Annotated in this window: 22 protein-coding genes; 7 read left to right on the top strand and 15 right to left on the bottom strand. The window is 73.7% G+C overall.

The features are described from left to right. Positions 1-12 precede the first annotated feature (12 nt). On the bottom strand, positions 13-1,188 hold the full coding sequence (locus ACK8OX_RS21575; protein WP_430666319.1) for a pyridoxal-phosphate-dependent aminotransferase family protein: 1,176 nt from the start codon (positions 1,186-1,188) through the stop codon (positions 13-15). 123 nt (positions 1,189-1,311) lie between these two features. On the opposite strand from ACK8OX_RS21575, the gene ACK8OX_RS21570 reads away from it, so the two are divergent. Next, positions 1,312-1,980, top strand: coding sequence for a hypothetical protein (locus ACK8OX_RS21570; protein ID WP_430666318.1), 669 nt, complete (start codon positions 1,312-1,314; stop codon positions 1,978-1,980). Between the two features lie 13 nt (positions 1,981-1,993). On the opposite strand, the gene tldD is transcribed toward ACK8OX_RS21570, so the two are convergent. The 3 genes from tldD to ACK8OX_RS21555 are packed head-to-tail and all read right to left on the bottom strand — an operon-like array spanning position 1,994 to position 7,504. Next, entirely contained in the window at positions 1,994-3,523 is a 1,530-nt protein-coding gene (tldD, locus tag ACK8OX_RS21565) for a metalloprotease TldD (RefSeq protein WP_430666317.1), read from the bottom strand. Beyond that, positions 3,447-6,425, bottom strand: coding sequence for a PAS-domain containing protein (locus tag ACK8OX_RS21560; RefSeq protein ID WP_430666316.1), 2,979 nt, complete (start codon positions 6,423-6,425; stop codon positions 3,447-3,449). Before ACK8OX_RS21560 ends, tldD begins: the two co-directional genes overlap by 77 nt. After that, a complete protein-coding gene (locus tag ACK8OX_RS21555) occupies positions 6,422-7,504 on the bottom strand; it encodes a COX15/CtaA family protein (protein WP_430666315.1) in 1,083 nt (360 codons plus the stop codon). The genes ACK8OX_RS21560 and ACK8OX_RS21555 overlap by 4 nt, the downstream gene beginning before the upstream one ends. 111 nt (positions 7,505-7,615) lie before the next feature. Here ACK8OX_RS21555 and ACK8OX_RS21550 point away from each other — a divergent pair, with 111 nt between their 5' ends. Together ACK8OX_RS21550 and ACK8OX_RS21545 are read left to right on the top strand one after the other, a co-directional pair. Beyond that, entirely contained in the window at positions 7,616-8,491 is an 876-nt protein-coding gene (locus ACK8OX_RS21550) for a glycosyltransferase family 2 protein (RefSeq protein WP_430666314.1), read from the top strand. Further along, positions 8,491-9,162 (top strand): TVP38/TMEM64 family protein, encoded by a 672-nt coding sequence (locus ACK8OX_RS21545; RefSeq protein WP_430666313.1) that lies wholly within the window; start codon positions 8,491-8,493, stop codon positions 9,160-9,162. Before ACK8OX_RS21550 ends, ACK8OX_RS21545 begins: the two co-directional genes overlap by 1 nt. 176 nt (positions 9,163-9,338) lie before the next feature. Here ACK8OX_RS21545 and ACK8OX_RS21540 read toward each other — a convergent pair whose 3' ends face one another. The 3 genes from ACK8OX_RS21540 to ACK8OX_RS21530 are packed head-to-tail and all read right to left on the bottom strand — an operon-like array spanning position 9,339 to position 12,450. Continuing rightward, on the bottom strand, positions 9,339-10,265 hold the full coding sequence (locus ACK8OX_RS21540) for an MBL fold metallo-hydrolase (protein ID WP_430666312.1): 927 nt from the start codon (positions 10,263-10,265) through the stop codon (positions 9,339-9,341). Between the two features lie 53 nt (positions 10,266-10,318). After that, positions 10,319-11,500, bottom strand: coding sequence for an amidohydrolase family protein (locus ACK8OX_RS21535; RefSeq protein WP_430666311.1), 1,182 nt, complete (start codon positions 11,498-11,500; stop codon positions 10,319-10,321). Continuing rightward, positions 11,497-12,450 (bottom strand): threonine dehydratase, encoded by a 954-nt coding sequence (locus ACK8OX_RS21530; protein ID WP_430666310.1) that lies wholly within the window; start codon positions 12,448-12,450, stop codon positions 11,497-11,499. Before ACK8OX_RS21530 ends, ACK8OX_RS21535 begins: the two co-directional genes overlap by 4 nt. A gap of 78 nt (positions 12,451-12,528) precedes the next feature. Between ACK8OX_RS21530 and ACK8OX_RS21525 the strand changes: the two genes are divergently transcribed. Next, positions 12,529-13,101 (top strand): hypothetical protein, encoded by a 573-nt coding sequence (locus ACK8OX_RS21525; RefSeq protein ID WP_430666308.1) that lies wholly within the window; start codon positions 12,529-12,531, stop codon positions 13,099-13,101. Positions 13,102-13,186: 85 nt separating this feature from the next. Here ACK8OX_RS21525 and ACK8OX_RS21520 read toward each other — a convergent pair whose 3' ends face one another. The 3 genes from ACK8OX_RS21520 to groES form a co-directional block, all read right to left on the bottom strand. After that, a complete protein-coding gene (locus tag ACK8OX_RS21520) occupies positions 13,187-13,390 on the bottom strand; it encodes a cold-shock protein (protein ID WP_430666307.1) in 204 nt (67 codons plus the stop codon). Between the two features lie 335 nt (positions 13,391-13,725). Beyond that, positions 13,726-15,363: a chaperonin GroEL gene (groL, locus tag ACK8OX_RS21515; protein WP_430666306.1), complete on the bottom strand. Its 1,638-nt coding sequence runs from the start codon at positions 15,361-15,363 to the stop codon at positions 13,726-13,728. 107 nt (positions 15,364-15,470) lie between these two features. Next, positions 15,471-15,782, bottom strand: coding sequence for a co-chaperone GroES (gene groES / locus ACK8OX_RS21510; protein WP_430666305.1), 312 nt, complete (start codon positions 15,780-15,782; stop codon positions 15,471-15,473). Between the two features lie 335 nt (positions 15,783-16,117). On the opposite strand from groES, the gene ACK8OX_RS21505 reads away from it, so the two are divergent. After that, positions 16,118-16,402 (top strand): usg protein, encoded by a 285-nt coding sequence (locus ACK8OX_RS21505; RefSeq protein WP_430666304.1) that lies wholly within the window; start codon positions 16,118-16,120, stop codon positions 16,400-16,402. A gap of 20 nt (positions 16,403-16,422) precedes the next feature. After that, entirely contained in the window at positions 16,423-17,163 is a 741-nt protein-coding gene (locus ACK8OX_RS21500) for an enoyl-CoA hydratase/isomerase family protein (RefSeq protein WP_430666303.1), read from the top strand. Between the two features lie 12 nt (positions 17,164-17,175). Here the strand turns inward: ACK8OX_RS21500 and gpmI are convergent, their stop codons facing one another. The 5 genes from gpmI to rsfS form a co-directional block, all read right to left on the bottom strand. After that, entirely contained in the window at positions 17,176-18,717 is a 1,542-nt protein-coding gene (gene gpmI, locus ACK8OX_RS21495; RefSeq protein ID WP_430666302.1) for a 2,3-bisphosphoglycerate-independent phosphoglycerate mutase, read from the bottom strand. Between the two features lie 53 nt (positions 18,718-18,770). Beyond that, positions 18,771-19,631 (bottom strand): ion transporter, encoded by an 861-nt coding sequence (locus ACK8OX_RS21490; protein ID WP_430666301.1) that lies wholly within the window; start codon positions 19,629-19,631, stop codon positions 18,771-18,773. Positions 19,632-19,706: 75 nt separating this feature from the next. Continuing rightward, positions 19,707-20,381, bottom strand: coding sequence for an NnrU family protein (locus ACK8OX_RS21485; protein ID WP_430666300.1), 675 nt, complete (start codon positions 20,379-20,381; stop codon positions 19,707-19,709). 82 nt (positions 20,382-20,463) lie between these two features. Next, entirely contained in the window at positions 20,464-20,937 is a 474-nt protein-coding gene (locus ACK8OX_RS21480; RefSeq protein WP_430666299.1) for a 23S rRNA (pseudouridine(1915)-N(3))-methyltransferase RlmH, read from the bottom strand. 64 nt (positions 20,938-21,001) lie between these two features. Next, positions 21,002-21,334 carry a ribosome silencing factor gene (gene rsfS, locus ACK8OX_RS21475; protein WP_430666298.1) on the bottom strand — a complete coding sequence of 111 codons (333 nt, stop codon included), beginning with the start codon at positions 21,332-21,334 and terminating at the stop codon, positions 21,002-21,004. Between the two features lie 16 nt (positions 21,335-21,350). On the opposite strand from rsfS, the gene ACK8OX_RS21470 reads away from it, so the two are divergent. Then, complete coding sequence (locus tag ACK8OX_RS21470; protein WP_430666297.1) at positions 21,351-21,914, top strand: hypothetical protein; 564 nt, start codon at positions 21,351-21,353, stop codon at positions 21,912-21,914. Positions 21,915-22,058 lie beyond the last annotated feature (144 nt).

The raw sequence follows: 22,058 nt of genomic DNA, 5'->3' as shown, positions 1-22,058 counted from the left end.
CCCCCGCTCCGCTCAGCCCGCGGTCTGCGCGAGCCAGGCCATCGCCGCATCGACGCCGCCCGGCGCATGCGGCACGCCTTCGAGCTTCAGCGCGATCTCGGTCGCGGCGAGGGTGCCTAGGATCATCGGCTCGTTCAGGTCGCCGAGATGGCCGATGCGGAAGACCTTGCCGTGCAGCCGGCCGAGCCCGGTGCCGAGCGCGACATTCATCGTCGCCACGCGCCGGCGCAGCGCCTCGGCGTCGAACCCCTCCGGGACCAGGATGGAGGTGACGGAGTTCGACACGCGCTCGGGCGACAGGCAGAACAACTGCGGGCCGTCATTGCCCGCCCAGTGCCGCACCGCGCGGCGCGTCGCCTCCGCCAGCCGCGCATGGCGGGCCAGCACGCGGTCCAGCCCCTCCTCCTCGATCAGGCGCAGCGCCTCCTGCAGGCCGTAGAACAGCGCGATGGGCACGGTGCCGATGAAGGACTTGTGGCGGCGCTGGAGCATGGTGGTCCAGCCGAAATAGTGCTTCGGCAGGGTCGAGGCCCGGTGCGCCGCCATCGCCTTTTCCGACACGCCGGTGAAGCTGAAGCCGACCGGCAGCATCAGCCCCTTCTGGCTGCCGCCCACCGCGGCATCGACGCCCCATTCGTCCATCCGGAACTCGATGGAGCCGAGCGAGGAGATGGTGTCGGCCAGCAGCAGCGCGGGGTGCCCCGTCTCGTCCAGGATGGCGCGGATGCGCGGCAGGTCGAGCGTCATGCCGGTGGAGGTCTCGTTGTGGACCACGCAGACCGCCTTCAGCCCGTGAGCCGCATCGGCGGCGAGCGCGGCGCGCAGCGCGGCGTAGTCCAGCCCGCGCCGCCAATCCGCCGCGCAGCCTTCCACCACCAGCCCGAGATCGGCCGCCATGGCGCCCCATGAGACGGAGAAATGCCCCGTCTCGACGATGAGGATGCGGTCGCCCGCCGAGAACAGGTTGGCGAGCGTCGCCTCCCACGCCGCATGGCCCGAGCCGGTGTACATGAACAGGTGCTGCTCCGTCCGCAGCACGCGCTTCAGCCCGGCCACGCAGGCATCGTAGACCGCGAGGAAGTCGGGGCCCATGAAGTCCACCGTGTGGTGCGACACGGCGTGCAGCACGCTGTCGGGGATATTGGTGGGGCCCGGATTGGCGAAGAAGTGACGGCCGCGCAGCAGCATGGTGTCGTCCCTGGACGTCTGGCGGGGCGCGGTTCCGCCCCACCATGGTTTGTCCGCGCAAACGGGCGAAAAGGAAAGCGCCGGGGTTCCGCGCCGGGGCCCACCCTGCGATGGTCCGCGCGCATGTCCCTCCTCGGTGCCCGCTCGGCCGTGGTCAGCCTCGGCGCGTCCTGCCAGACGGCGCGGCAGATCCGGCTGCACGCCCCGCTGCTGGCCGAACGCATGGGCGAGGCGCTGGCCCCGCGGTCCTTCCCGCTGGACTGGATGTTCGCGCCGCCCGATGCGGTGGCGCGGCTGCTGCGGAGCGAGACCCGCATCCCGGCCGAGCCGGGCGAACTGGTGGCGGCGCAGCGCCCCTTCTGGCCGCGCCACGGCGTCTGGTTGTGGCACGACCCGATGGAGGGGGACGGCGCGGCAGGGGATTTCGCGGCGATGCAGGCCCGCATGGCCCGCCGCTGGGACCGCTTCGTCGCGCTGCGGTCGCTCGAACGCCGCGTCTTCGTGCTGTCCAACACGCAGAACAACCTGGCGCGCCTGCCCGACATCGCGCCGCAGCGGCTGGATTTCCGCCTGGATGCGCGACGAATGCGCGCGGTGGCGGGGGCCGTGCAGGCGCTGTTCGGCGCCGAGGGGACGGAGGTGCTGTTCGTCGCCTATGCGTCGCGCCTCGCCCCGGATGCGCGCGGCTGCGGCCTGCCGCTGGCCGTGCTGGAGCCCGACACCACCGACCACGAGGGCGACGGGGCGCAATGGGCGGCGGCGTTGGGGAAGCTGGTGACGCCGCGCCCCTGACGCAGCGCCCCCTTCAGACGGCCGTGCCGCCGATGGTCAGCCCCGTCATCTTCAGCGTCGGCTGGCCGACGCCCACCGGCACGCCCTGCCCCTGCTTGCCGCAGGTGCCGATGCCGGGGTCGAGGCCCATGTCGTTGCCGACCATCGCCACCTTCGTCAGCGCATCCGGCCCGTTGCCGATCAGCGTCGCGCCCTTCACCGGCGCGCCGAGCTTCCCGTCCTCGATCAGGTAGGCCTCGGAGGCGCTGAAGACGAACTTGCCGGAGGTGATGTCCACCTGCCCGCCGCCGAAATTCACCGCGTAGATGCCGCGCTTCACGCTGGCCAGCACCTCCGCCGGGTCGTGCGCGCCGCCGAGCATGACGGTGTTGGTCATGCGCGGCATCGGGATGTGCGCGTGGCTCTGGCGCCGCCCGTTGCCGGTGGGCGCCACGCCCATCAGGCGGGCATTCTGGCGGTCCTGGAGGAAGCCCACCAGGATGCCGTCCTCGATCAGCGTGGTGCGGCCCGTGGGCGTGCCCTCGTCATCCACCGTCAGGCTGCCGCGGCGGTCGGGGATGGTGCCGTCATCCACCACCGTCACGCCGGGGCTGGCGATGCGCTGGCCGAGCAGCCCGGCGAAGGCGCTGGTCTTCTTGCGGTTGAAGTCGCCTTCCAGCCCGTGTCCGATCGCCTCGTGCAGCAGGATGCCCGGCCAGCCGGGGCCGAGCACCACCTCCATCTCGCCCGCCGGGGCGGGGATGCTGTCGAGGTTGACCAGCGCCTGGCGCAGCGCCTCCTCCACCGCCGCCTTCCACGACGCCTCGCCCAGCACCCGGTCATAGGCGAAGCGGCCGCCGGTGCCGAAGCTTCCCGTCTCCCGCCGGCCATTCGCCTCCACCACGACGGAGACGCCGAGCCGCACGAGCGGGCGCAGGTCCGCGACGCGCCGGCCGTCGGGGCGCAGGATCTGCACCGCCTGCCATTCGCCGGTGATGGACGCCATCACCTGCTTCACGCGGCCGTCGCGCGCGCGGGCGAAGGCGTCGATCTCCTGCAGCAGCGCGGTCTTGCGCGCGAAGTCCATGGCGGAAAGCGGGTTCAGCTCGGAATAGAGCCGGAGGTTGGTGGCGCGCGGCGCCACGTCGAGCGTGCCGGAACGGCCCGCCGCCACCGCCTTCACCGTCTCCGCCGCGCGGCCCAGCGCGGCGTCGCTCAGCTCGGCGGCATGGGCGTAGCCCGCGGCCTCGCCCGCCACGCTCCGCAGTCCGAAGCCGCGCGTGGCGTCGAAGGAGGCGCTGCGGATGCGCCCGTCCTCCAGGCTGATCGCCTCGCTCTCGCGGTGTTCGAGGAACAGCTCCCCGTCCTCGGCGCCGCGCGTCGCCTCCGCGACCCGGCGTTCGGCCGCGGCGCGGTCGAGGGTGGAGAAGAACAGGGTGTCGGTGGCAGCCAATGCGTCCGTCACGTCGGACTCCTTCCGTTCGAGATCACCTGGCCGTGGCCGGCTGCACCAGGCGTGCGGCGGGGAAGCGGAGCACCGCGACGATCCCCGGCCCCTCCGCATCCTCGAGGGTGAGCGTGCCGCCGAGCGCGGTGGCGAGGCTGCGCGCGAGATGCAGGCCGAGGCCGGAGCCCTGGAAGCGCCGGGCGAGCGAGCCGTCGAGCTGGGTGAAGGGCTCGAAGCTGCGCTCGCGGTCCCCGGGCGGGATGCCGATGCCGCTGTCGGCCACGCGGATCGCAACCCCCCCCGCCTCCTGCCCGGCCGAGAGGGAGACGCGGCCGCCCGCGGGGGTGAACTTCACCGCGTTGGACAGCAGCTTGTGCAGCACCTGCGCCAGCCGCCGCGGGTCGCCGCGCAGCGCCGGCAGGCCGTCCGGCAGGACGAGTTCCAGCGCCAGCCCGGCCGCCTTGGCGGCGGGCGCCATGTCGCGCGCCGCGGCCTGCAGCAGCGGCGCGATCGCCACCGGCTCCTCCGCGATGGCCAGCGCGCCGGTCTGGCTGCGCGCGACGTCGAGGATGTCGTCGATCACCAGCAGCAGCTGGCGCCCGGCGTCGTTGATGGCAGCGGCGTAGTCCTCGATGCGGGCGCGGTCGGCTTCGCCCGCGATCGCCTCGGAGAAGCCGATCACCGCGTTCAGCGGCGTGCGCAGCTCGTGGCTCATCGTGGCCAGGAAGCGGGACTTGGCGGCCGATCCCGCCTCCGCCGCCTCCCGCGCCGCCTGGAGCTCGGCGCGGATGCGCTGTTCGTCGGTGACGTCGCCATAGGTGATGACGAAGCCGCCATCCGGCGTCGGGTCGGAGGCGACGTCGAGCACGCGGCCATCCGGCTTGTGGCGCCAGTACCGCTGCGGCCGGTCGCGGTCCATCGCCTTCATCTCCGCCCCAGCCTGCGGGGAGAGCTGCGCGAGCTGCACCGTCTCGTCGATCAGCTCGTCGAGGGAACGGCCGGGGCGCATCCGCCCGGCCGGCAGCCCGGTGAGCTCCGCGGCCTTGGCGTTGGCCGCGAGAAGCCGGCGGTCCGGGCCGTACATGATGATGCCGTGGCGGATGGTGCCGAGCATCGCCTCCAGCATCGCGGCGCGGTGCTGCGCCTCGGCCTCGGCGCGGTGCAGCGCGGTGACGTCGGTGAAGGTGACCACGAAGCCGCCATCGGGCGTCGGGTCGCTCAGCATCTCGATCAGCCGGCCGTCGTCGCGCGCGCGCACCACGCGGTGCGGGCGCGCGCGGTCGATCAGCGCCGCCTCCTCCGCCTGCGCGGCGGAGAGCACGCCGGTCGCGACCTGCTCCTCCACCAGCTCCGCCATGCTGCGGCCGACCGCGTGGTGCACCAGCGGGATGCCCGACAGATCGGCGGTGCGGTCGTTCCAGGCGAGCAGGCGGTGGTCGGGGCCGAAGATCGCGATGCCGTGGCGGATCGCGGCGAAGCTCGCCTCCAGCAGCGCGGCCCGGCGCTGCAGCTCCTCCTCCGCGCGGTGCAGGGCGGTGATGTCGCTGATCACCGCGATGTGGCCCCCATCCGGCAGGCGCCCGGCGCGGGTGAGGATGGCGGTGCCGTTGGCGCGCACGCGCCGGATCGGCCGCCCCGTCTGCTCGACCGGGCCGGAATGGCGGCACAGCAGCTCGTCCGCCAGTTCCCGCGTCAGCTCGCCCGAGGCGACGCGGCGGGCCGCGACCTCCTCCAGGGTCTCGCCGATCCGCACCCCCGCCTCGCCCATGATGCGGCGGTAGGCGGCGTTGGCCATGCGCGCGCGCCGGTCGGCGTCGTAGACCACGACCCCGTCCGGCAGCGCATCCAGCACGGCGTCGAGCAGGGCGGCACGGGCGCGCGCATCCTCCTCCGCGCGGTGCAGGGCGGTGACGTCGGTGAAGACGGAGATGATGCCGCCGTCGGGCAGCCGCGCCATGCGGTTGTCGACCGCGGTGCCGTCGCGGCGCACGCGGTACATGCCGGCCCGGCGCGCCGCCTCCCCTTCCGCCGTCGCGGCGAAGCGCAGCAGGACCTGGGCTGCGGTCGCCTCGTCGTATTCGCCCTCGGCGCGGCGGCGGGCGACGAGGTCCTCCACCGTCTCGCCGATGCGCGCGCCGGTGCCGGACATGATGCGGGCATAGGCGGCGTTGAACATCACCGCGCGCCGGTCGGGGCCGAACACCACCACGCCGTGCGGCAGCGCCTCCAGCACGCCGTCCAGCACGGCCGCGCGGCGGCGCGCCTCGTCCTCGGCGCGCTTCAGGGCGGTGATGTCGTTCACCTCCACCACGAAGCCGCCATCGGCCAGCGGGTGGCTTTCCAGCCGGAGCACGCTGCCGTCCGGGCGTTCGCGCTGACGCACCGAATGCACCGCGCGGTTGCGCGCCAGCCGCTCCGCCACCTCGGCGGCGGCATCGGTGTTGATGAACTCGCCGCGCGCGACCTGCGCGGCGAGCACGTCGCGATGCGTCATGCCGGGCCGGATGGAGCCCGGCAGGCAGCCGGTCAGCGTCTCCATCGCGGCATTGGCCAGCGTCACGCGGTGCGCGCCGTCATAGGCGATGACCCCGCCGCTCAGGCTGGCCAGCACGTTCTCGGCCAGGCGCACGCGGTCCTGCGCCTGCGCGCCGGCCTGCACCAGGTCCGTGATCTCGTGCGCGCAGGTGGCAAAGGCGCCGCCGGGCAGCGGGACGGAGGCGATCTCCACCATGCGCGTGCCGTCCAGCAGGCGCAGGCGCCGGACCGAGGGGCGGCTGCGGTCCACCGCCATCACCGCCACGGTCTGCGCCTCGGGGTCACCCGCGCCGTAGAAGCCGCGGTAGCAGAGCATCCGCACGAGGTCGCGCAGGGCCGTCCCCGGCGGGCAGAGCGCCGCATCCACCCCGACGAGCCGCCAGAAACCCGCATTGGTGTAGGCCAGCCGCGACGCGCCATCGATGACGGCGATGCCATAGGGCAGCGCGTCGAGCACCGGGCGCAGGGCGGGCCCGTCCGTCATGCCGTGCCCGGCTTCGGCCGCAGCGCATGCAGCGCGACGAGCGCGGCGGCGAGCACCAGGACCGCCACCGCCTGGTGGGCGGTGCCGAGGGCGACGGGCACCACATGCAGCAGCGTCACCACGCCGAGCGCGTATTGCAGCGCGACCGCGGCCCCGAAGGCCAGCACCGCGCGCCGGGCGAAGCTGTCCGGCAGGCGGCGGAAGGCCGCCCAGACGCTGCCCGCCGCCATCAGCCCGGCCAGGGTGGCGAGCAGGCGGTGGTTGAACTGCACCGCGGCGAGGTTGGCGGTCAGGTTCCGCCACCAGGGCGCGAGGTCGAGATACCCTTCCGGCACCAGCCGCCCGTCCATCAGCGGGAAGGTGTTGTAGGTGAAGCCGGCGCGGATGCCGGCGACGAAGCCGCCCGCCAGCATCGCCGCCACCACCGCCCAGGCGGCGGCCTTCACCATTCGCCGCACCGGCCGTGCCTCGGCCGGCGCCGCGCCTTCGGGCCGCAGCAGGCCGAGCGCGGTCCAGAGCAGGGCGGAGAAGATCACCAGCGCCAGGCCGAGGTGGATGACCAGCCGATAGGGGGAGACGGCGGTGCGGTCCGCCTCGAAGCCGGAGGCGACCATGTACCACCCGATCGCGCCCTGCAGCCCGCCAAGCGCGAGCAGCCCGAGCAGCTTCGGCTTGGCGCCGGCCGGGATGCGCCCGCGCAGCCAGAACCAGGCGAGGCCGCCGGCATAGGCCAGCCCGATCAGCCGGCCCCACTGCCGGTGGATCCATTCCAGCCAGAAGATCTCCTTGAACCCCTCGATCCCGAAGCCCTGGTTGACCAGGGCGTATTGCGGGATGGTGCGGTAGAGGTCGTAGAGCCGGCGCCATTCGGCTTCCGTCAGCGGCGGGATGGCGCCGGACAGCGGGGCCCATTCCATGATGGACAGGCCCGACCCGGTCAGCCGCGTCGCGCCGCCGATCGCCACCATCGCCCAGACCAGCCCCGCCACGGACAGCAGCCAGAGCGCGACCGCGCGGGCATCGCGGCGGGCGGGACGTTCGGCATCGGGAAGGGTCAGGGGATGCAGGTCGAAGGGCATGGGCGCTATATAGAAGCGAGTTTCCGACTTCGCAGCAGCCCCACTCCGCAGAATGCCGCGCGGCATCATGCGCGCTTGCCGGCCCGGGCGCCCCCTGCTACCCCGCGCCGCATGGCCCCCGACCACATCACGGGGCCGGACCGGCCGCTCGGCGCCGACCCGGCGCCCGCCTTCCCATCCCGCCCCCTGCCCGATGCCCCGCTGCTGTCCGTGGTCATCCCGATGCGCAACGAGGGCCCGAACGTCCTGCCCCTGGTCGAGGAGATCGCCCGCGCGCTGGGCGACACGCCGCACGAGGTGGTCTGCGTCGACGACGGCTCCACCGACGACACGGCGGCGCGGCTGGCGGAGGCCGCGGCGCGCTTTCCCGTGGTGGTGCTGCGCCATCGCGCATCCTGCGGGCAGTCGGCCGGGGTGGTCAGCGGCGTGCTCGCCGCCCGCGCGCCCTGGATCGCGACGCTCGATGGCGACGGGCAGAACGATCCGTCGGACATCCCCCGGCTCTGGGCCCGCGCGCGGTCCGAGGCGGCGGGGACGGCGGCGCCGATGGTGATGGTGGCGGGCCACCGCGTGACGCGCCGGGACAGCGGCGTGAAGCGGATCAGCAGCCGGGTGGCCAATGCCGTGCGCGCGCGGCTGCTGGGCGATGCGACGCCCGACACCGGCTGCGGGCTGAAGCTGTTCCCGCGCGCCCTGTTCCTGGACCTGCCGCGCTTCGACCACATGCACCGCTACCTTCCCGCGCTGGTGCTGCGCCAGGGCGGGCGGGTGGTGAGCGAGGCGGTGAACCACCGGCCGCGGATCCGCGGCGTGTCCAACTACGGCACGCTGGACCGGCTGGCGGTGAGCATCGCTGACATGCTGGGCGTCATCTGGCTGCAGCGGCGCTGGAAGCGGCCGGTGGCGGAGCGGATGGCCGGCGTGCCGCCGGTGGCGGAGCGGATGGCCGGCGTGCCGCCGGCGGGGCAGGCCGGGCCGGCGGGCTGATGCAGGGCCGCTGGCGGGCGCTGGGCAAGCTGCTGGTGCTGGCGGCGGGGCTGGTCGCCGCGGGCGCGCTGCTGCGCGAGATGGGCGGCGTGCCCGGCACGGCCTGGGTCGATGCCTCGATCCGGGACGAGGGCCTGTGGGGCGAGCTGGTCTTCGTGCTGGTCGGCGCCGCCATCACCGCGGCTGGCGTGCCGCGGCAGGGCGTGGCTTTCCTCGGCGGCTACGCCTTCGGCGCGGCGCTCGGCACGCTGCTGGGGCTGGGGGCGCAGCTCCTGGGCTGCGCTGCCAGCTATGGCTGGGCGCGGCTGCTGGGGCGGGACTGGGCGGAGCGGCGGATGGCCGGGCGCTTCGGCCACCGCCTGCGGCCGCTGCGCGACGCGCTGACCGCCAACCCCTTCGAGGCGACGCTGGCGCTGCGGCTGCTGCCGGTCGGCAACAACCTGGCGCTGAACCTGCTGGCGGGGCTGGCGGGGCTGAAGGCGCTGCCCTTCCTGCTGGGGTCGGCGGTGGGCTACCTGCCGCAGACCGTGGTCTTCGCGCTGCTCGGCAAGGGGGTCCGGGTCGAGGGGACGTGGCAGCTCGGCTTGGCCGTGGTGCTGCTGGCGGTGTCGGTGGGGATCGGGCTGTGGCTGCTGCGGCGGCATCGCGCGGGACGCGCGTTGGCCGATTGAGCGCGGCACGCGCGCTGGCCGATTGACGCGAGCGGCACAAGGCGGTGGCCTGTGCGGCCCACGAAGTGGGCCGAGCGGCCGGATGGCCGCCGCCGCATGTGCGGCGAGCCAAGGCCGCGGATGCGGCCGCCCGGCGCCTGAGGGCGCGCAAAGCGGCCCACGAAGTGGGCCGCGCGTCAGGCCGCGGCCTCGTCCGCCGCGAGCGCCTCGTTCCCGGCGGCCGGCGCGGGGGCCGAGACGGGGGGCGCGTAGTCGCTCTCGCTCCAGGCGGCCATGGCGACGAACTCCACCGCGTCATGGGTGCAGAACACCGCGAGGTCGGCCTCCGGCGTGCGGAGCATCTGCCGCAGGCGCATCAGGCTGTCGCGCTGCGCCGCGTCGTTGTCGGCCATCAGCCGCTCATAGGCCGCGACCAGCGGCGGGGCCGATCCGTCGCCATGCGCCTCGTCGCGGTTGAAATAGGCGTCGCCCGCATGCAGCATCCAGCCGCGCGGGCCCTTCACCGCGACGCCGGCATGGCCCGGCGTGTGGCCGGGCAGGGGGACGAACAGGAAGTCCGGCGGCAGCCCCTCGATCTCTCGAACGTTGCGCAGGCCGAAGAACGTCTCCCCGCCGCCCCGGCTGCCCAGCCGCGTCTCCACCGTGTGCCAGCGCCGCGTGTCGCCCCACTGCACCCGCCGCCAGCGCGTGCGGTCGCGCAGGCCGCGCGGATGGGTCGCGGCCTCGGCCTCGGCGGCGGTCAGGTGGACGGCGGCATGCGGGAAGTCCACCAGCCCGCCGGCATGGTCGAAATCCAGGTGCGTCATCACGATGTGGCGCACATCGGTCGGTCGGAAGCCGATCTTCTTCAGCCGCCGGATCGCCGTGCGTTCGGGGTCGAGCCGCGGGCGCAGCAGGGCGATGTTCCAGGCGGGCAGCCGCGGCGCCGGGCGCAGCGCGTCGCGCAGGCCGAAGCCGGTATCGACCAGCACCAGACCGTGGTGGTCCGTCTCGACCAGCAGGCAGTGGCAGGACAGCCGCGCCACCGTGCCGGGGCTGACGCCATCCATCAGCCGGCCGCCGAGCGGGCGGCACGGGCCGAGGTCGAGATGGTGGATCTTCATGCGCGGCTCCTGCGGCGTTCCGGCAGGAAACGGCGCCGCGCCCCCGTCGTTCGTTACGGAACCGCCGCGCCGTCCCGTGCCACCACCCGCCCATGGCTGACCACCAGCCGCCGCGGCGGCTGCACCGCCACCGCCTCCAGCGGGTTCTCCGCCTCCAGCAGCACGAGGTCGGCGCGTTGCCCTTCCGCCAGGGCGCAGGCCTCGAAGCCGCAGGCCGCGGCCGCCCAGTCGGTGACCATGCGGAAGGCGAGCTCCATCTCGTCGTCGCGCCGGAAGTCGTTCTTCAGCGCGACGAGCCAGGCGCGCTGGAGCATGTCCGGGCCGTTGTTGGGGTTCCAGGTGTCGCGGATGCCGTCATTGCCGGCGAAGATCCGCCCCCCCGCCGCCCGCGCCGCCCGGACCGAGGGCACCGGCCGCGACGGCGGCGCGGTGGTGGCCAGCGCGATGCCCGCCGCGGCCAGCGCCTCGTGCAGCGCCGGGGCGCGCGCCACCTCGCCCAGGCAGAAGGCGTGGCTGACCACCACGCGGCCCTGCATGCCCTGCGCCAGCGTCCGCTCGATGATCAGCTCCAGCGCGAAGGCGCCGAGCTCGCCCGGCTCGTGCAGGTGGATGTCGAGCGGCACGCCGTGCCGCGCCGCCAGGCCGAAGATCGCGTCGCAATGCCCCTTCGGGTCGCGGTCGATGCCGGAGGGGTCGAGCCCGCCCAGGATGTCCGCCCCGTTCCGCAGCGCGCGGTCCAGCAGGTCCAGCGTGCCGGGCCGCACCAGCAGGCCGGATTGCGGGAAGGCGACCACCTGGATGTCCATCGTCCCGCGCAGCGCGTCCCGCAGCGCGACCAGCGCATCGGCGTGGCGGGTACCGATCTCCGGCGCGACATCGGCATGGCTGCGGATGCGGGTGGTGCCGCGGAGGAGGAAGGCGCGCGCCAGGCGTTCCGCCGCGGCCGCGGGGTCGTGGTCGCGGCGGGCGAGTTCCCGCCGCTCCGCCTCGATCCGGTCGATCAACCGCGGGCCGACCTCGTTCACCCACCAGGGCGTGCCCCAGAGCGTCTTGTCGAGATGGGTGTGCCCCTCGACGAAGGCGGGCAGGGCGAGCAGGCCGCGGCCCTCCTCCACCGGCGTCCCGGCGGGGGCGGAAAGGCCCGGGCCGATCGCCGCGATGCGCCCGGCGGCGACGAGGATGTCCGCCGCCGGCCCGCCCATCGGGCGGCAGTCGCGGATCAGCAGGCCGGTCATGCCAGCACCCAGTCGCGGAACAGGTCGAGGTCGATGTTGCCGCCGCACAGGATGGTGGCGACGCGCCGGCCGCGCATCCTCTCCCTCTCCTGCAGCAGGGCGGCGAGGGGGGCGGCGCCGGCGCCCTCGGCCAGGTTGTGGGTGTCCTGCCAGTAGGCGCGGATGGCGGCCGCCACCTCGTCATCCGTCACGGTGACGATGCGTGATGCGCCGCGCCGGATCATCTCGAAGGCTGCCGGGTCGGGCACCCGCGTCGCCATGCCGTCGGCATGGGTGACGGCGGTGGGCGTGGTCACGACATGCCCGGCGGCGAGGGAGAGCGCATAGGCCGGCGCGCCCGTGCTCTGCACGCCGATGATCTCGGTCCGCAGGCCGAGCAGGTCGCGCGCCATGATGCAGCCGCAGATGCCGGACCCGAGCCCGACCGGGACATAGAGCGCATCGAGCGGCGGCGCGCCCCGGAACAGTTCCAGCGCATAGGTTGCGACGCCGCGCACCAGGTCCGGCGCGAAGGAGGGCGCGAATTCCAGCCCCCCTTCGGCCGCGAGGCGCATCGCCTCCTCCCGCGCCGCGTCGAAATCCGCGCCGTGCTCGACCAGGCGCGCGCCCTGGGCGCGCATCGCGGCGTTCTTTTCCGTGCTGTTGCCGCGGGGGACGACGACGGTCACCGGCACGCCCGCCCGCGCGCCGGCGAAGGCGAGGCTCTGCCCGTGGTTGCCGCGGGTGGCGGAGACGATGCCGGGCGTGGCCGGGCGTTCCCGCTTCAGCCGGTCGAGGTAGACCAGGCCGCCTCGGACCTTGAAGGCGCCGGTCGGCGTGTGGTTCTCGTGCTTGACCCAGACCTCCGCCCCGCTGCGCGCGGCCAGCAGGGGCCAGGCGTATTGGGGCGTGGGCGGGAAGACGCCATGCACCAGGCGGGCGGCGTCCTCCAGGGCGGGCAGGTCGAACACGCGGGGGCCTCCGGCGGAAACATGGTGGCGGCGCGGCGTTCACCGCGGCGACAGCCAAGCATAGCGGAGGGTGCAGCCATGGCCATCGTGGTCGACAGCAGCCAGTGGACGGGCGAGCGGGACGAGACGCCGCTTGCGATCCCCGTCGTCTGGGGCGAATTCGCCGACGAGGCGGCGCGCGACAACGCCATGGCGCGGCTGCGCGCCGCCGGCGCGCGCGACCCCGGGCTGGAAGCCGCGCCGGCCGGCGTCGCGCCGGCCGGCATCGCCGCGAATGAGGGCCAGGTCGGCCCGCCCGACGAAAATCCCGAGCAGGCGGACCGCCGGAACCTGCGCCAGAACGCGGTCGGCATCGCAATGGCGGGCAGCGCCATGGCGGCGGCCGGCATCGTCATCGCCACCGGCGGGGCGGCGCTGCCGGCGGTGGCGGCCGCGGCGGCGGCCGGGGTCGCCTCCGGCGCGGTGGGGGAGGCGATCGGCAACGCCGCGGCGCCGGCGACCGACAGCGGCCGCGCGATGGACCCGCCGGTGGCGGATGGCCCGGTGATCGGCCTGCAGGCGCCGGATGCCGAGACGCGCGCGCGGGTGGAGCAGCTGCTGCGGGAAGCCGGGGCGCGCCGCGTCTTCGTGCAGGAGACGCGCGCGGGGTGACGCCGGGGGCCGGCCCCGCCGGCCCGGTGGCGGCGTCAGGCGGGACCGGTCACGTGGGGTGACCGGTCGCCCCCTGCCGGCCGAATCAGGCGGGGCGGAGGTTGATGGCGGCGGCCTTGCCGCGTTCCATCGCGATCTCGTACGTCACCTTCTGGCCCTCGTTCAGGCCCTGGAGCCCTGCCTTCTGCACGGCGGTGATGTGGACGAACACGTCCTTCCCGCCATCCTGCGGGACGATGAAGCCGAAGCCCTTGGTCGCGTTGAACCACTTCACGGTGCCGGTCGCCATGCGATCCGCGCTCCTCAAGACCTGTGTCCGGGCGCCGATCGCCCGGACGGGGCGCCATGCGACGGCGGAACCTGGAGGCGGCCCGGGCGACGGCCCGGGAGGCACGGCAAGGCGAACCACACGCGATGACGGGCCGAGGATGCGCGGTGCCGCGCGCGTGAATCAACGACGGGGCGGGTCGGTCACGCGCTTGTCAATGCAACGGCGGCGGTGCGGGCAGGAATGAAAAAAGGGGCGGGCCTTGCGGCCCGCCCCCCTTCGCATCCGATCCGCGTGGCGGATTGGAAGTCCCCGATCCGCGGAGCGGATCAGAAGTCCCCGATCCGCGGAGCGGATCAGAAGTCCATGTCGCCGCCCATGCCGGGGCCGCCGGCCGGGGCCGCGGCCTTCTTCTCCGGACGCTCGGCGATCATCGCCTCGGTGGTGATCAGCAGCGACGCGACGGAAGCCGCATCCTGCAGCGCCGTGCGCACGACCTTGGTCGGGTCGATGATGCCGGCGGCCACGAGGTCCTTGTACTCGTCCTTCTGGGCGTCGTAGCCGAAGGTCGGGCTGTCGTTGCGGAGCGTCTCGCCCGCCACGACCGCGCCGTCCTTGCCGGCGTTCTCGGCGATCTGCTTCAGCGGCGCCTGGATGGCGCGGCGGACGATCTCGATGCCGACCTGCTCGTCGTTGTTCAGGCCCTTGAGGTGGCCGAGCTTGGTTGAGGCGCGCAGCAGGGCGACGCCGCCGCCCGGCACGATGCCTTCCTCGACCGCGGCGCGGGTCGCGTGCAGCGCGTCGTCGACGCGGTCCTTGCGCTCCTTCACCTCGACCTCGGTGGAGCCGCCCACGCGGATCACGGCGACGCCGCCGGCGAGCTTCGCCAGCCGCTCCTGCAGCTTCTCGCGGTCGTAGTCCGAGGTGGTCTCCTCGATCTGCGCCTTGATCTGCTCGCAGCGGCCGTTGATCTCCTCCTTGGAGCCGGCGCCGTCGACGATCGTGGTGTTCTCCTTCTCGATGCGGACGGTCTTGGCCTTGCCCAGCATGTTGAGGGTGACGTTCTCGAGCTTGATGCCGAGATCCTCGGAGATCACCTGGCCGCCGGTCAGGATCGCGATGTCCTCGAGCATCGCCTTGCGGCGATCACCGAAGCCCGGCGCCTTGACGGCCGCGACCTTCAGGCCGCCGCGCAGCTTGTTGACGACGAGCGTGGCGAGGGCCTCGCCCTCGACGTCCTCGGCCACGATCACCAGCGGACGGCCCGACTGCACCACCGACTCGAGCAGGGGAAGCATGGGCTGCAGGCCCGACAGCTTCTTCTCGAAGATCAGGATGTAGGGGTTGTCCATCTCGGCGATCATCTTCTCCGCATTCGTGATGAAATACGGGGAGACGTAGCCGCGGTCGAACTGCATGCCCTCGACGACGTCGAGCTCGGTCTGGATGCTCTTGGCTTCCTCGACCGTGATGACGCCCTCGTTGCCGACCTTCTCCATCGCCTTGGCGATCATCTCGCCGATCTCGGCCTCGCCGTTGGCCGACAGCGTGCCGACCTGGGCGACCTCGGCGGAGGTCGTGATCTTCTTGGTGTTGGACTCGAGGTACTTGACGACCTCGGCCACCGCCTTGTCGACGCCGCGCTTCAGGTCCATCGGGTTCATGCCGGCGGCGACCGACTTGGCGCCCTCGCGCACGATCGCCTGGGCCAGCACGGTGGCGGTGGTGGTGCCGTCGCCCGCGATGTCGTTGGTCTTCGAGGCCACTTCGCGCACCATCTGCGCGCCCATGTTCTCGAACTTGTCGGCCAGCTCGATCTCCTTGGCGACGGTCACGCCGTCCTTGGTGATCCGCGGCGCGCCGAAGCTCTTGTCGATCACGACGTTGCGGCCCTTGGGGCCGAGCGTCACCTTCACCGCATCGGCGAGGATGTCGACGCCGCGCAGCATCCGCTCGCGCGCGCCGGCGCCGAACTTCACGTCCTTGGCAGCCATGTGTGGTTAATCCCTGATCTGGTCCGTTGAGGAGACGATGCGAAGATGCGGCCTGGAGGCCGACCTCAGGGGGCTGTCGCGATCCGCGCGCCCGCCCCCTTGCGTCGTCAGGCGGCCTTCGCCACGGAAGGGTTGTCGAGGATGCCCATGATGTCGCTCTCCTTCATGATGAGGAGCTCCTCACCATTGAGCTTCACCTCGGTGCCCGACCACTTGCCGAACAGGATGCGGTCGCCCGCCTTGACGTCGAGCGCGCGCAGCTCGCCCTTGTCGTTCAGCGTGCCGGAGCCGACGGCGATGACCTCGCCCTCCTGCGGCTTTTCCTTGGCGGTGTCGGGGATGATGATGCCGCCCGCGGTCTTCTCCTCGGCCGTCACGCGACGAACGAGAACGCGGTCATGCAGGGGTCGGAACTTCATAGGATCCTCTCCTGTCGCTTCCAATTGAGTGGCAAGCTCTTCCGGAGATCATGTCGGCCGCCGGGCCCGTTGCGGCACCCGTTGGCACTCCCCCCAGAGGAGTGCCAACGATCTAGGGGAAGCACGCGGCTGCGTCAAGCATCGGCAGCACTCTCGGAGTGCGAGTGCTAATGCATTGAAACCAAAAGCTTTTTCTTGCGTTCCCGCCCTGACCTCGTGGCATCCTTTCCCTCCGGCGCCACCGCATCCGCAACCGGCGCCGGAACAGGAAAGGAACGCCGCGCGGCGGCGCAACCGGCAACCGCCCCGCATCGCGGGGCCGCATGGGGAGCAAGATGGATCTCAGCCACCTCCAGCACCTCGCCCGCTTCAAAACGCTGCCGGACTGGCGGCTGACCACCGCCGAGATCCTCTATCACCTGCCGGACCATCCGGGCCTGCTCCAGACCTTCATCTGGCAGAAGCACGACATGGCGCCCCGCTTCCCCGAACTCGGCCGCTTCCTCGACTTCTGGAAGCGCGAGATCGAGGCGCCGCTGCATTCCGTCCGCGTCGCCTCCTCCGCCCTGATGCGGCCGGCGGAGCTGACCTATGCCGACGGGCAGTTCCTGCTGAACTAGGGGCGCGCTATGCGGGGCGGATGCCGAACGACGCCGTCCTGTCCACCACGCCGGAGGAGGGCATCCTCCTCCTCACCTTGTTCCATCCGGGCCGGCGCAACGCGCTGACCGAGGCGATGCGCCTCTCCCTCATCGCCGCGCTGGACGGGGCGGCGGCCGACCCCGCGGTGCGGGCCGTCGTGCTCGGCGGCACCGACGAGGGCTTCTGCGCCGGGCAGGACCGGGCGGTGCTGCGGGCGCTGGATGCCGCCAATGTGGAGGGCTGGGTGCGCGGGCTCGGCGCGCTGTACGACGCCATCCGGCGCTTCCCGAAGCCGATGGTCGCCGCGGTCGGCGGCGCGGCGGCGGGCGCGGGGCTGCAGATGGCGCTGTGCTGCGACCTGCGCCTGGCGTCGCCGGCGGCGCGGCTGCTCCAGCCCGAGATCCGCGCCGGCCTGGCCAGCGTGATGGGCCCCTTCCTGATCGGGCTGCATGCGGGCGAGGGCGTGGTCCGCCGCATGGCGCTCGCCTGCGAGGGCCTGGATGCGGAGGCCGCGCGGGCCGCGGGGCTGGTGGATGCGGTGGTGCCGGCGGCCGTGCTGCCCGCGCGCGCTGTCGCCGCCGCGCAGGCGATGGCCGCCGCCGACCCGGACGCCTTCCGGGCCAGCAAGGACTACATCCGGTCCCGGTCCGAGGGCGGCTTCCGCGACGCGATCGAGGCGGGCGTCGCGGCCCAGGCCGCCTGCGTGGAGGCCGGGGCGTATCGCCGCCTGCTGGGCTGACGGGGCGGGCCGCTACCCCAGCAGGGACCGCCCGGTCATCTCCGGCGGCTGCGGCAGGTCCATCAGCGCCAGCAGCGTCGGCGCGATGTCGGCCAGCCGCCCGTCATGCAGCACCACGGCGGGGCCGCCCTGCGACGCCGCGCGGGGCGGCATGTGCAGCAGCACCGGCACGGGGTTGGTCGTGTGCGCGGTGTGGGGGCCGCCGGTGGCGGGGTCGCGCATCAGCTCCGCATTGCCGTGGTCGGCGGTGACCAGCAGGCAGCCGCCCATCGCCTCCACCGCCTCGGCGATGCGCGCCAGCTCGTGGTCCACCGCCTCGCAGGCGCGGATGGCGGCGGGCAGGCTGCCGGTGTGGCCCACCATGTCGGGGTTGGCGAAGTTCAGCACGATCAGGTCGTACCTGCCGCTGCGGATCGCGGCTTCCGCCTTCGCGCCGAGCTCGGCCGCCGACATCTCGGGCTGGAGGTCGTAGGTCGCGACCTTGGGGGAGGGGACCATGATGCGGTCCTCGCCGGGATAGGGCGCCTCCTCGCCGCCGTTCAGGAAGTAGGTGACGTGCGGGTATTTCTCCGTCTCCGCCATGTGCAGCTGCGTGCGCCCCGCCGCGGCGACCACCTGGCCCAGGATGTTGGCCATGGACTGCGGCGGGAACAGGGTCGCGATGAAGGGGTTCAGCGCGGCGCTGTACTCCGTCATCCCCAGCGCGCCGGCGAAGCGGATGGCGGGGGAGACGGGGAAGCCGCCGAAGCCGGGATCGAGGAAGGCGGCCAGTGTCTGCCGCACCCGGTCGGCGCGGAAGTTGAAGCAGAGCAGCCCGTCGCCGTCGCGCATCCCCGCGAAGTCGCCGATGGCTGCGGGGGGGATGAACTCGTCCGTCGTGCCGGCGGCATGGGCGGCGGCGACCGCGGCCTGCGCGGTGGCGAAGCGCGGCGCGCGGGCGGCGGCCATCGCGTCATGCGCCAGGCGCACGCGTTCCCAGCGGTTGTCGCGGTCCATCGCGAAGTAGCGGCCGGACAGGGTCGCGACCTTCGCGCCCGCGGGCAGCGCCGCCTCGAACCGGGCGAGGTAGCCGGGCGCGGATTGCGGCGGCGTGTCGCGCCCGTCGGTCCAGGCATGGACCAGCACGCGCAGGCCCTGCCCGGTTGCGGCGCGCGCCAGCGCGACGGCGTGGTCCTGGTGGCTGTGCACGCCGCCCGGGGAGAGCAGGCCCATCAGGTGCAGCACGCCGCCCGCGGCCTTCACCCGGCCGAACAGCTCCGCCAGCGGCGGCATGGCGGCGATGGACCCGTCCTCGCAGGCGGCGTCGATGCGCACCAGGTCCTGCATCACCACGCGCCCCGCGCCGATGTTGAGGTGCCCGACCTCCGAATTGCCCATCTGCCCGTCGGGCAGGCCGACATCGCGGCCCGAGGTGCGGAGGAAGGCGCGCGGCCCCTTCGCCCAGAGCGCGTCGAAGCAGGGCGTGTCGGCCTGCCGCACGGCATTGTCCGCCGCCTCCTCACGCCAGCCCCAGCCATCGAGGATCACGAGCATCACGGGGCGGGGGGCGGGCATCGGGCGTTCTCCGGCGGGGCTTCGGCGGACCTAGCGCCGCGTCGCGCGGGCGGTCAACCGGCCCTCTCCTGCCGCAGCGCCGCGACCTCCGCCCGCAGCGCGCGGATCTCGGCCAGCAGCGCCTGCGCGTCCAGGTGCGCCTCGCTCCGCGCCGCGTCGGTGGCGACCTGCGCGGCGCGCGCATCCGCGCTCTCGCGCTGTTCGCGCAGCGTCTGGATGCTCTCGACGATGACGCCGATGAACAGGTTCAGCACCACGAAGGTGGCGATGATGGAAAAGGGGATGAAGAACAGCCAGGCCCAGGGGTGGTGGCCCATCGCCTGGCGCACGACATTCCCGAAGTCGTCCATCGCCATCAGCTGGAACAGCGTGAACAGCGCGGTGCCGAGGTCGCCGAACTGCTCCTCCATCGCGCCGCCGAACAGCTTCACCGCCATCACCGCGAAGACGTAGAAGATCAGCAGCATCAGCAGCACGATGCTGCCCATCCCCGGCAGCGCGGCCAGCATCGCCTCCACCACCGTCCGCAGGCTCGGCACCACGCTCGCCAGCCGCAGCACGCGCAGCACGCGCAATGCGCGCAGCACCGCCAATGGCCCGCTGTCCGGCGCCCAGGAGACGGCGACCACCACCAGGTCGAAGATGCCCCAGGGGTCGCGCAGGAAGCGGGCGCGGAAGGCATAGGCGCGCAGCGCGAGCTCCACGCTGAACAGCACCAGCAGCGCGCGGTCGACCGCATGCAGCAGCCCGCCCCACTCCTCCATCACCGCATCCGAGGTCTCGAGCCCGAGGGTGAGGGCGTTGAACAGGATCAGCCCGATCACCGTCCGCTGGAACGGCGCGGAGGCGACGAGCCGCGCGACGCGCGCGCGCGGCGTGTCGGCGGCATCCGCCGCGATGAGAACTTCCTGCATCCGACCCCGGCCCCCTTGATGCGGCGCGGCAGGGAATGGCCCGGCCGCGCCCCGGCTTCAAGGGCCGCCCGCGGCTCAGCCCAGGATCAGCGCCGGCACGCCGAAGATGCCGCGGTGGAAATGCAGCAGCGCCGCCCACAGCACCAGGCCCGCCACCGGCGGCATCCACCCGATCTCCCCCAGCGCCAGCCGGTTCCGCCCGGCGGCGATGGCCGCGAAGGGGACCACGGATGTCCTCGCCGCGAAGCCGTCCCACGCCACGCCGTGGCGCCGTGCCAGCTTCGCGTCGATCGAGGGCATCCCGGCCAGGGCGGTGACGAGGAAGGTGCCGAAGAACACCAGGCTGGCGCTGTCGCCGTTGCCAACGACATGCACGAAGCCCCAGATGGCGAAGGACCACAGCATCGGGTGGCGGGTGATGCGCTGGATGCCGCGCGGCTCCTCCCCCAGGCCCTTCGCGCCGACCGCGGTGGGGTTTCGCCGGTGGCTGGCCATGAACAGCACGAAGGCCGGCAGCATCAGCGCCGCGAGGATCCAGCGCAGCCACGCCGGCGCGGCCCAGAGGAAGGTGGTCTCCGCCCCCCGCCAGGCCATCACGAGCAGCAGGATCGCGACGGCGGAGGCGACGGAGAAGACCAGGGTGAACCGCCGCTCCCCCAGCCGCGCCACCACGGCATCGCGCAGCCGCGTGCCGGAGATGCCGACATGGATGAAGACCCAGAGCAGGGCGGCGAGGATCAGGGCGGTCATGGGGCGCGGGTCCGATTCGGGGTGCCGCGCATGATGCCCCCACCATGCCCCTTCCCCGCAACAGCCGCCGCGTGCCGCCCCGTCACCCGGGCCGCCAGGCGCGGTGGTAAGGGTGGTTCCGCCGGATCGCCTGCGCGCGGTAGAGCTGTTCGGCCAGCAGCCCCCGCACCAGGAAATGAGGCCATGTCATGGGGCCGAGCGCGATGCGGTGGTCGGCCCGCGCCAGCACCCCGGGGTCCAGCCCCTCCGCCCCGCCGACCAGGAAGGCGAGCGGCTTGCCGGTGCCCGCCCAGCGGTCGAGCAGGGCGGCGAAGCCCTCGCTGCCCGGCGCCTCCCCGCCGAGGTCGAGCGCGACGGCGACCGCCCCCGCGGGCAGCGCGGCGAGCAGCGCCGCGCCCTCGCGCCGGCGGATCTCCGCGGCGCTGCCGCGGGCTTCCGGGATCTCCACCACCACGGGGGCGGGGCGGAGCCGTTCGGCATAATGCTCGTAGAGCGCGCGTTCCGGGCCGGGCTTCATCCGCCCGACCGCGAGAAGCGTGACGGCGCGCGCGGTCACGCCGCCAACCCCGGCCCGCCCCGCGCGGGCGCGCCGGGGCGGGGCGCGGCCGGCATCGGCGCCGCTATTCCTCGTCCTCCTCCCCCGCGGTCGACCCGCCCGCGCCGTCATCCGGCAGCGGCGTCCGGTCCTGCGCGGAGGGGCTGTCGGGCCCCCACATCCGTTCCAGTGCGTAGAGCGCGCGGGCCTCCGGCTTGAACAGGTGGACCACCAGGTCGCCGCAGTCGATCAGCACCCAATCCGGCGAGCCCTGGATGGCATCGCGCTTCAGCTTCATGCCCTCCTTCTCGAAGGCGTCCTCCAGATGCGTCGCCATGGCCTGGATCTGCCGGTCGGCGAGGCCGGTGGCGATCACCAGGCGGTCGGCGTAGTCGGCGCGGCCGGTGACGTCGAGCACGAGGACATTCTCGGCCTTGTCGTCCTCCAGGCTCCGCGTCGCGGCGACGACCAGGCGGTCGAGCAGCGCGGGCTCGACCTTCTGGCGCGGCGCGCGCTTCGCGCGGGCGGGGCGGGGCGGGGCTGGCGGGCTGGCCGGCTTGCGGGCGGCCGCCTTCGCGGCTGCCCCGGGCTTCGCGGCCGCCTTCCGGGGCGCGGCGGCCTTCGACGTTCCGGCGGCCGCCTTCCGGGCCGCGGCGGCCTTCGGCTTCGCGGCCGCCGCCTTCGGCTTCGCCCCGGCCGGGGCCTCGGGTTTCGCCGCGGCCTTGCTGGGCGCGGCCTTCGGCGCGGCGGCCTTCGTCTTCGCGGCGGCCTTCGGCGCTGCCGCCTTCGGTTTGGTCGCCGCCTTCCCGGCCGCGGCCTTCGGCGCGCTTGCCTTCGGCTTCGTGGCCGCCTTCGCGGCCGGCCGGGTGCCGGCGGCGCCGGATTTCGGCTTCGCGGCGGGCTTCGCCGCGGTGCGCCGCGGCTTCGGGGTTTCGTCGTCTGCCTTCGGGGCGCGGGCTATGGCCGCCTCCTCTCTCGTTCGATTCGACGTCAACTAGCAGCCAGCGCGTCCGGCTGCATCCGCCATGCGCGCAGCACCCGCGGAAACTCCGCCCGCGGCGGCGGCTTCGCGGGCGCGATCCCCGCCCGGATGGCGGTGGCCGAGGCCGCGTGTTCCGGCGCCGCCACGAAGGCCCAGGGCG

The organism is Falsiroseomonas sp. CW058 (genome assembly GCF_050563535.1).
Classification (GTDB): Bacteria; Pseudomonadota; Alphaproteobacteria; order Acetobacterales; family Acetobacteraceae; genus Falsiroseomonas.
Note: the sequence above shows the minus strand (reverse complement) of the source record. Positions and strands in the feature narration are given on the sequence as shown.

Excerpts from the sequence above, each read along its gene's own strand:
- ACK8OX_RS21540 (WP_430666312.1), bottom strand. The coding sequence starts at position 10,265 with ATGAAGATCCACCATCTCGACCTCGGCCCGTGCCGCCCGCTCGGCGGC.
- ACK8OX_RS21500 (WP_430666303.1), top strand. The coding sequence starts at position 16,423 with ATGCCGAACGACGCCGTCCTGTCCACCACGCCGGAGGAGGGCATCCTC.
- groL (WP_430666306.1), bottom strand. The coding sequence starts at position 15,363 with ATGGCTGCCAAGGACGTGAAGTTCGGCGCCGGCGCGCGCGAGCGGATG.
- ACK8OX_RS21490 (WP_430666301.1), bottom strand. The coding sequence starts at position 19,631 with ATGCAGGAAGTTCTCATCGCGGCGGATGCCGCCGACACGCCGCGCGCG.
- ACK8OX_RS21535 (WP_430666311.1), bottom strand. The coding sequence starts at position 11,500 with ATGACCGGCCTGCTGATCCGCGACTGCCGCCCGATGGGCGGGCCGGCG.
- groES (WP_430666305.1), bottom strand. The coding sequence starts at position 15,782 with ATGAAGTTCCGACCCCTGCATGACCGCGTTCTCGTTCGTCGCGTGACG.
- tldD (WP_430666317.1), bottom strand. The coding sequence starts at position 3,523 with ATGCGGAGGGGCCGGGGATCGTCGCGGTGCTCCGCTTCCCCGCCGCAC.
- gpmI (WP_430666302.1), bottom strand. The coding sequence starts at position 18,717 with ATGCCCGCCCCCCGCCCCGTGATGCTCGTGATCCTCGATGGCTGGGGC.
- ACK8OX_RS21505 (WP_430666304.1), top strand. The coding sequence starts at position 16,118 with ATGGATCTCAGCCACCTCCAGCACCTCGCCCGCTTCAAAACGCTGCCG.
- ACK8OX_RS21575 (WP_430666319.1), bottom strand. The coding sequence starts at position 1,188 with ATGCTGCTGCGCGGCCGTCACTTCTTCGCCAATCCGGGCCCCACCAAT.
- ACK8OX_RS21520 (WP_430666307.1), bottom strand. The coding sequence starts at position 13,390 with ATGGCGACCGGCACCGTGAAGTGGTTCAACGCGACCAAGGGCTTCGGC.
- ACK8OX_RS21560 (WP_430666316.1), bottom strand. The coding sequence starts at position 6,425 with ATGACGGACGGGCCCGCCCTGCGCCCGGTGCTCGACGCGCTGCCCTAT.
- ACK8OX_RS21570 (WP_430666318.1), top strand. The coding sequence starts at position 1,312 with ATGTCCCTCCTCGGTGCCCGCTCGGCCGTGGTCAGCCTCGGCGCGTCC.
- ACK8OX_RS21545 (WP_430666313.1), top strand. The coding sequence starts at position 8,491 with ATGCAGGGCCGCTGGCGGGCGCTGGGCAAGCTGCTGGTGCTGGCGGCG.
- ACK8OX_RS21485 (WP_430666300.1), bottom strand. The coding sequence starts at position 20,381 with ATGACCGCCCTGATCCTCGCCGCCCTGCTCTGGGTCTTCATCCATGTC.
- ACK8OX_RS21525 (WP_430666308.1), top strand. The coding sequence starts at position 12,529 with ATGGCCATCGTGGTCGACAGCAGCCAGTGGACGGGCGAGCGGGACGAG.
- ACK8OX_RS21550 (WP_430666314.1), top strand. The coding sequence starts at position 7,616 with ATGGCCCCCGACCACATCACGGGGCCGGACCGGCCGCTCGGCGCCGAC.
- ACK8OX_RS21555 (WP_430666315.1), bottom strand. The coding sequence starts at position 7,504 with ATGCCCTTCGACCTGCATCCCCTGACCCTTCCCGATGCCGAACGTCCC.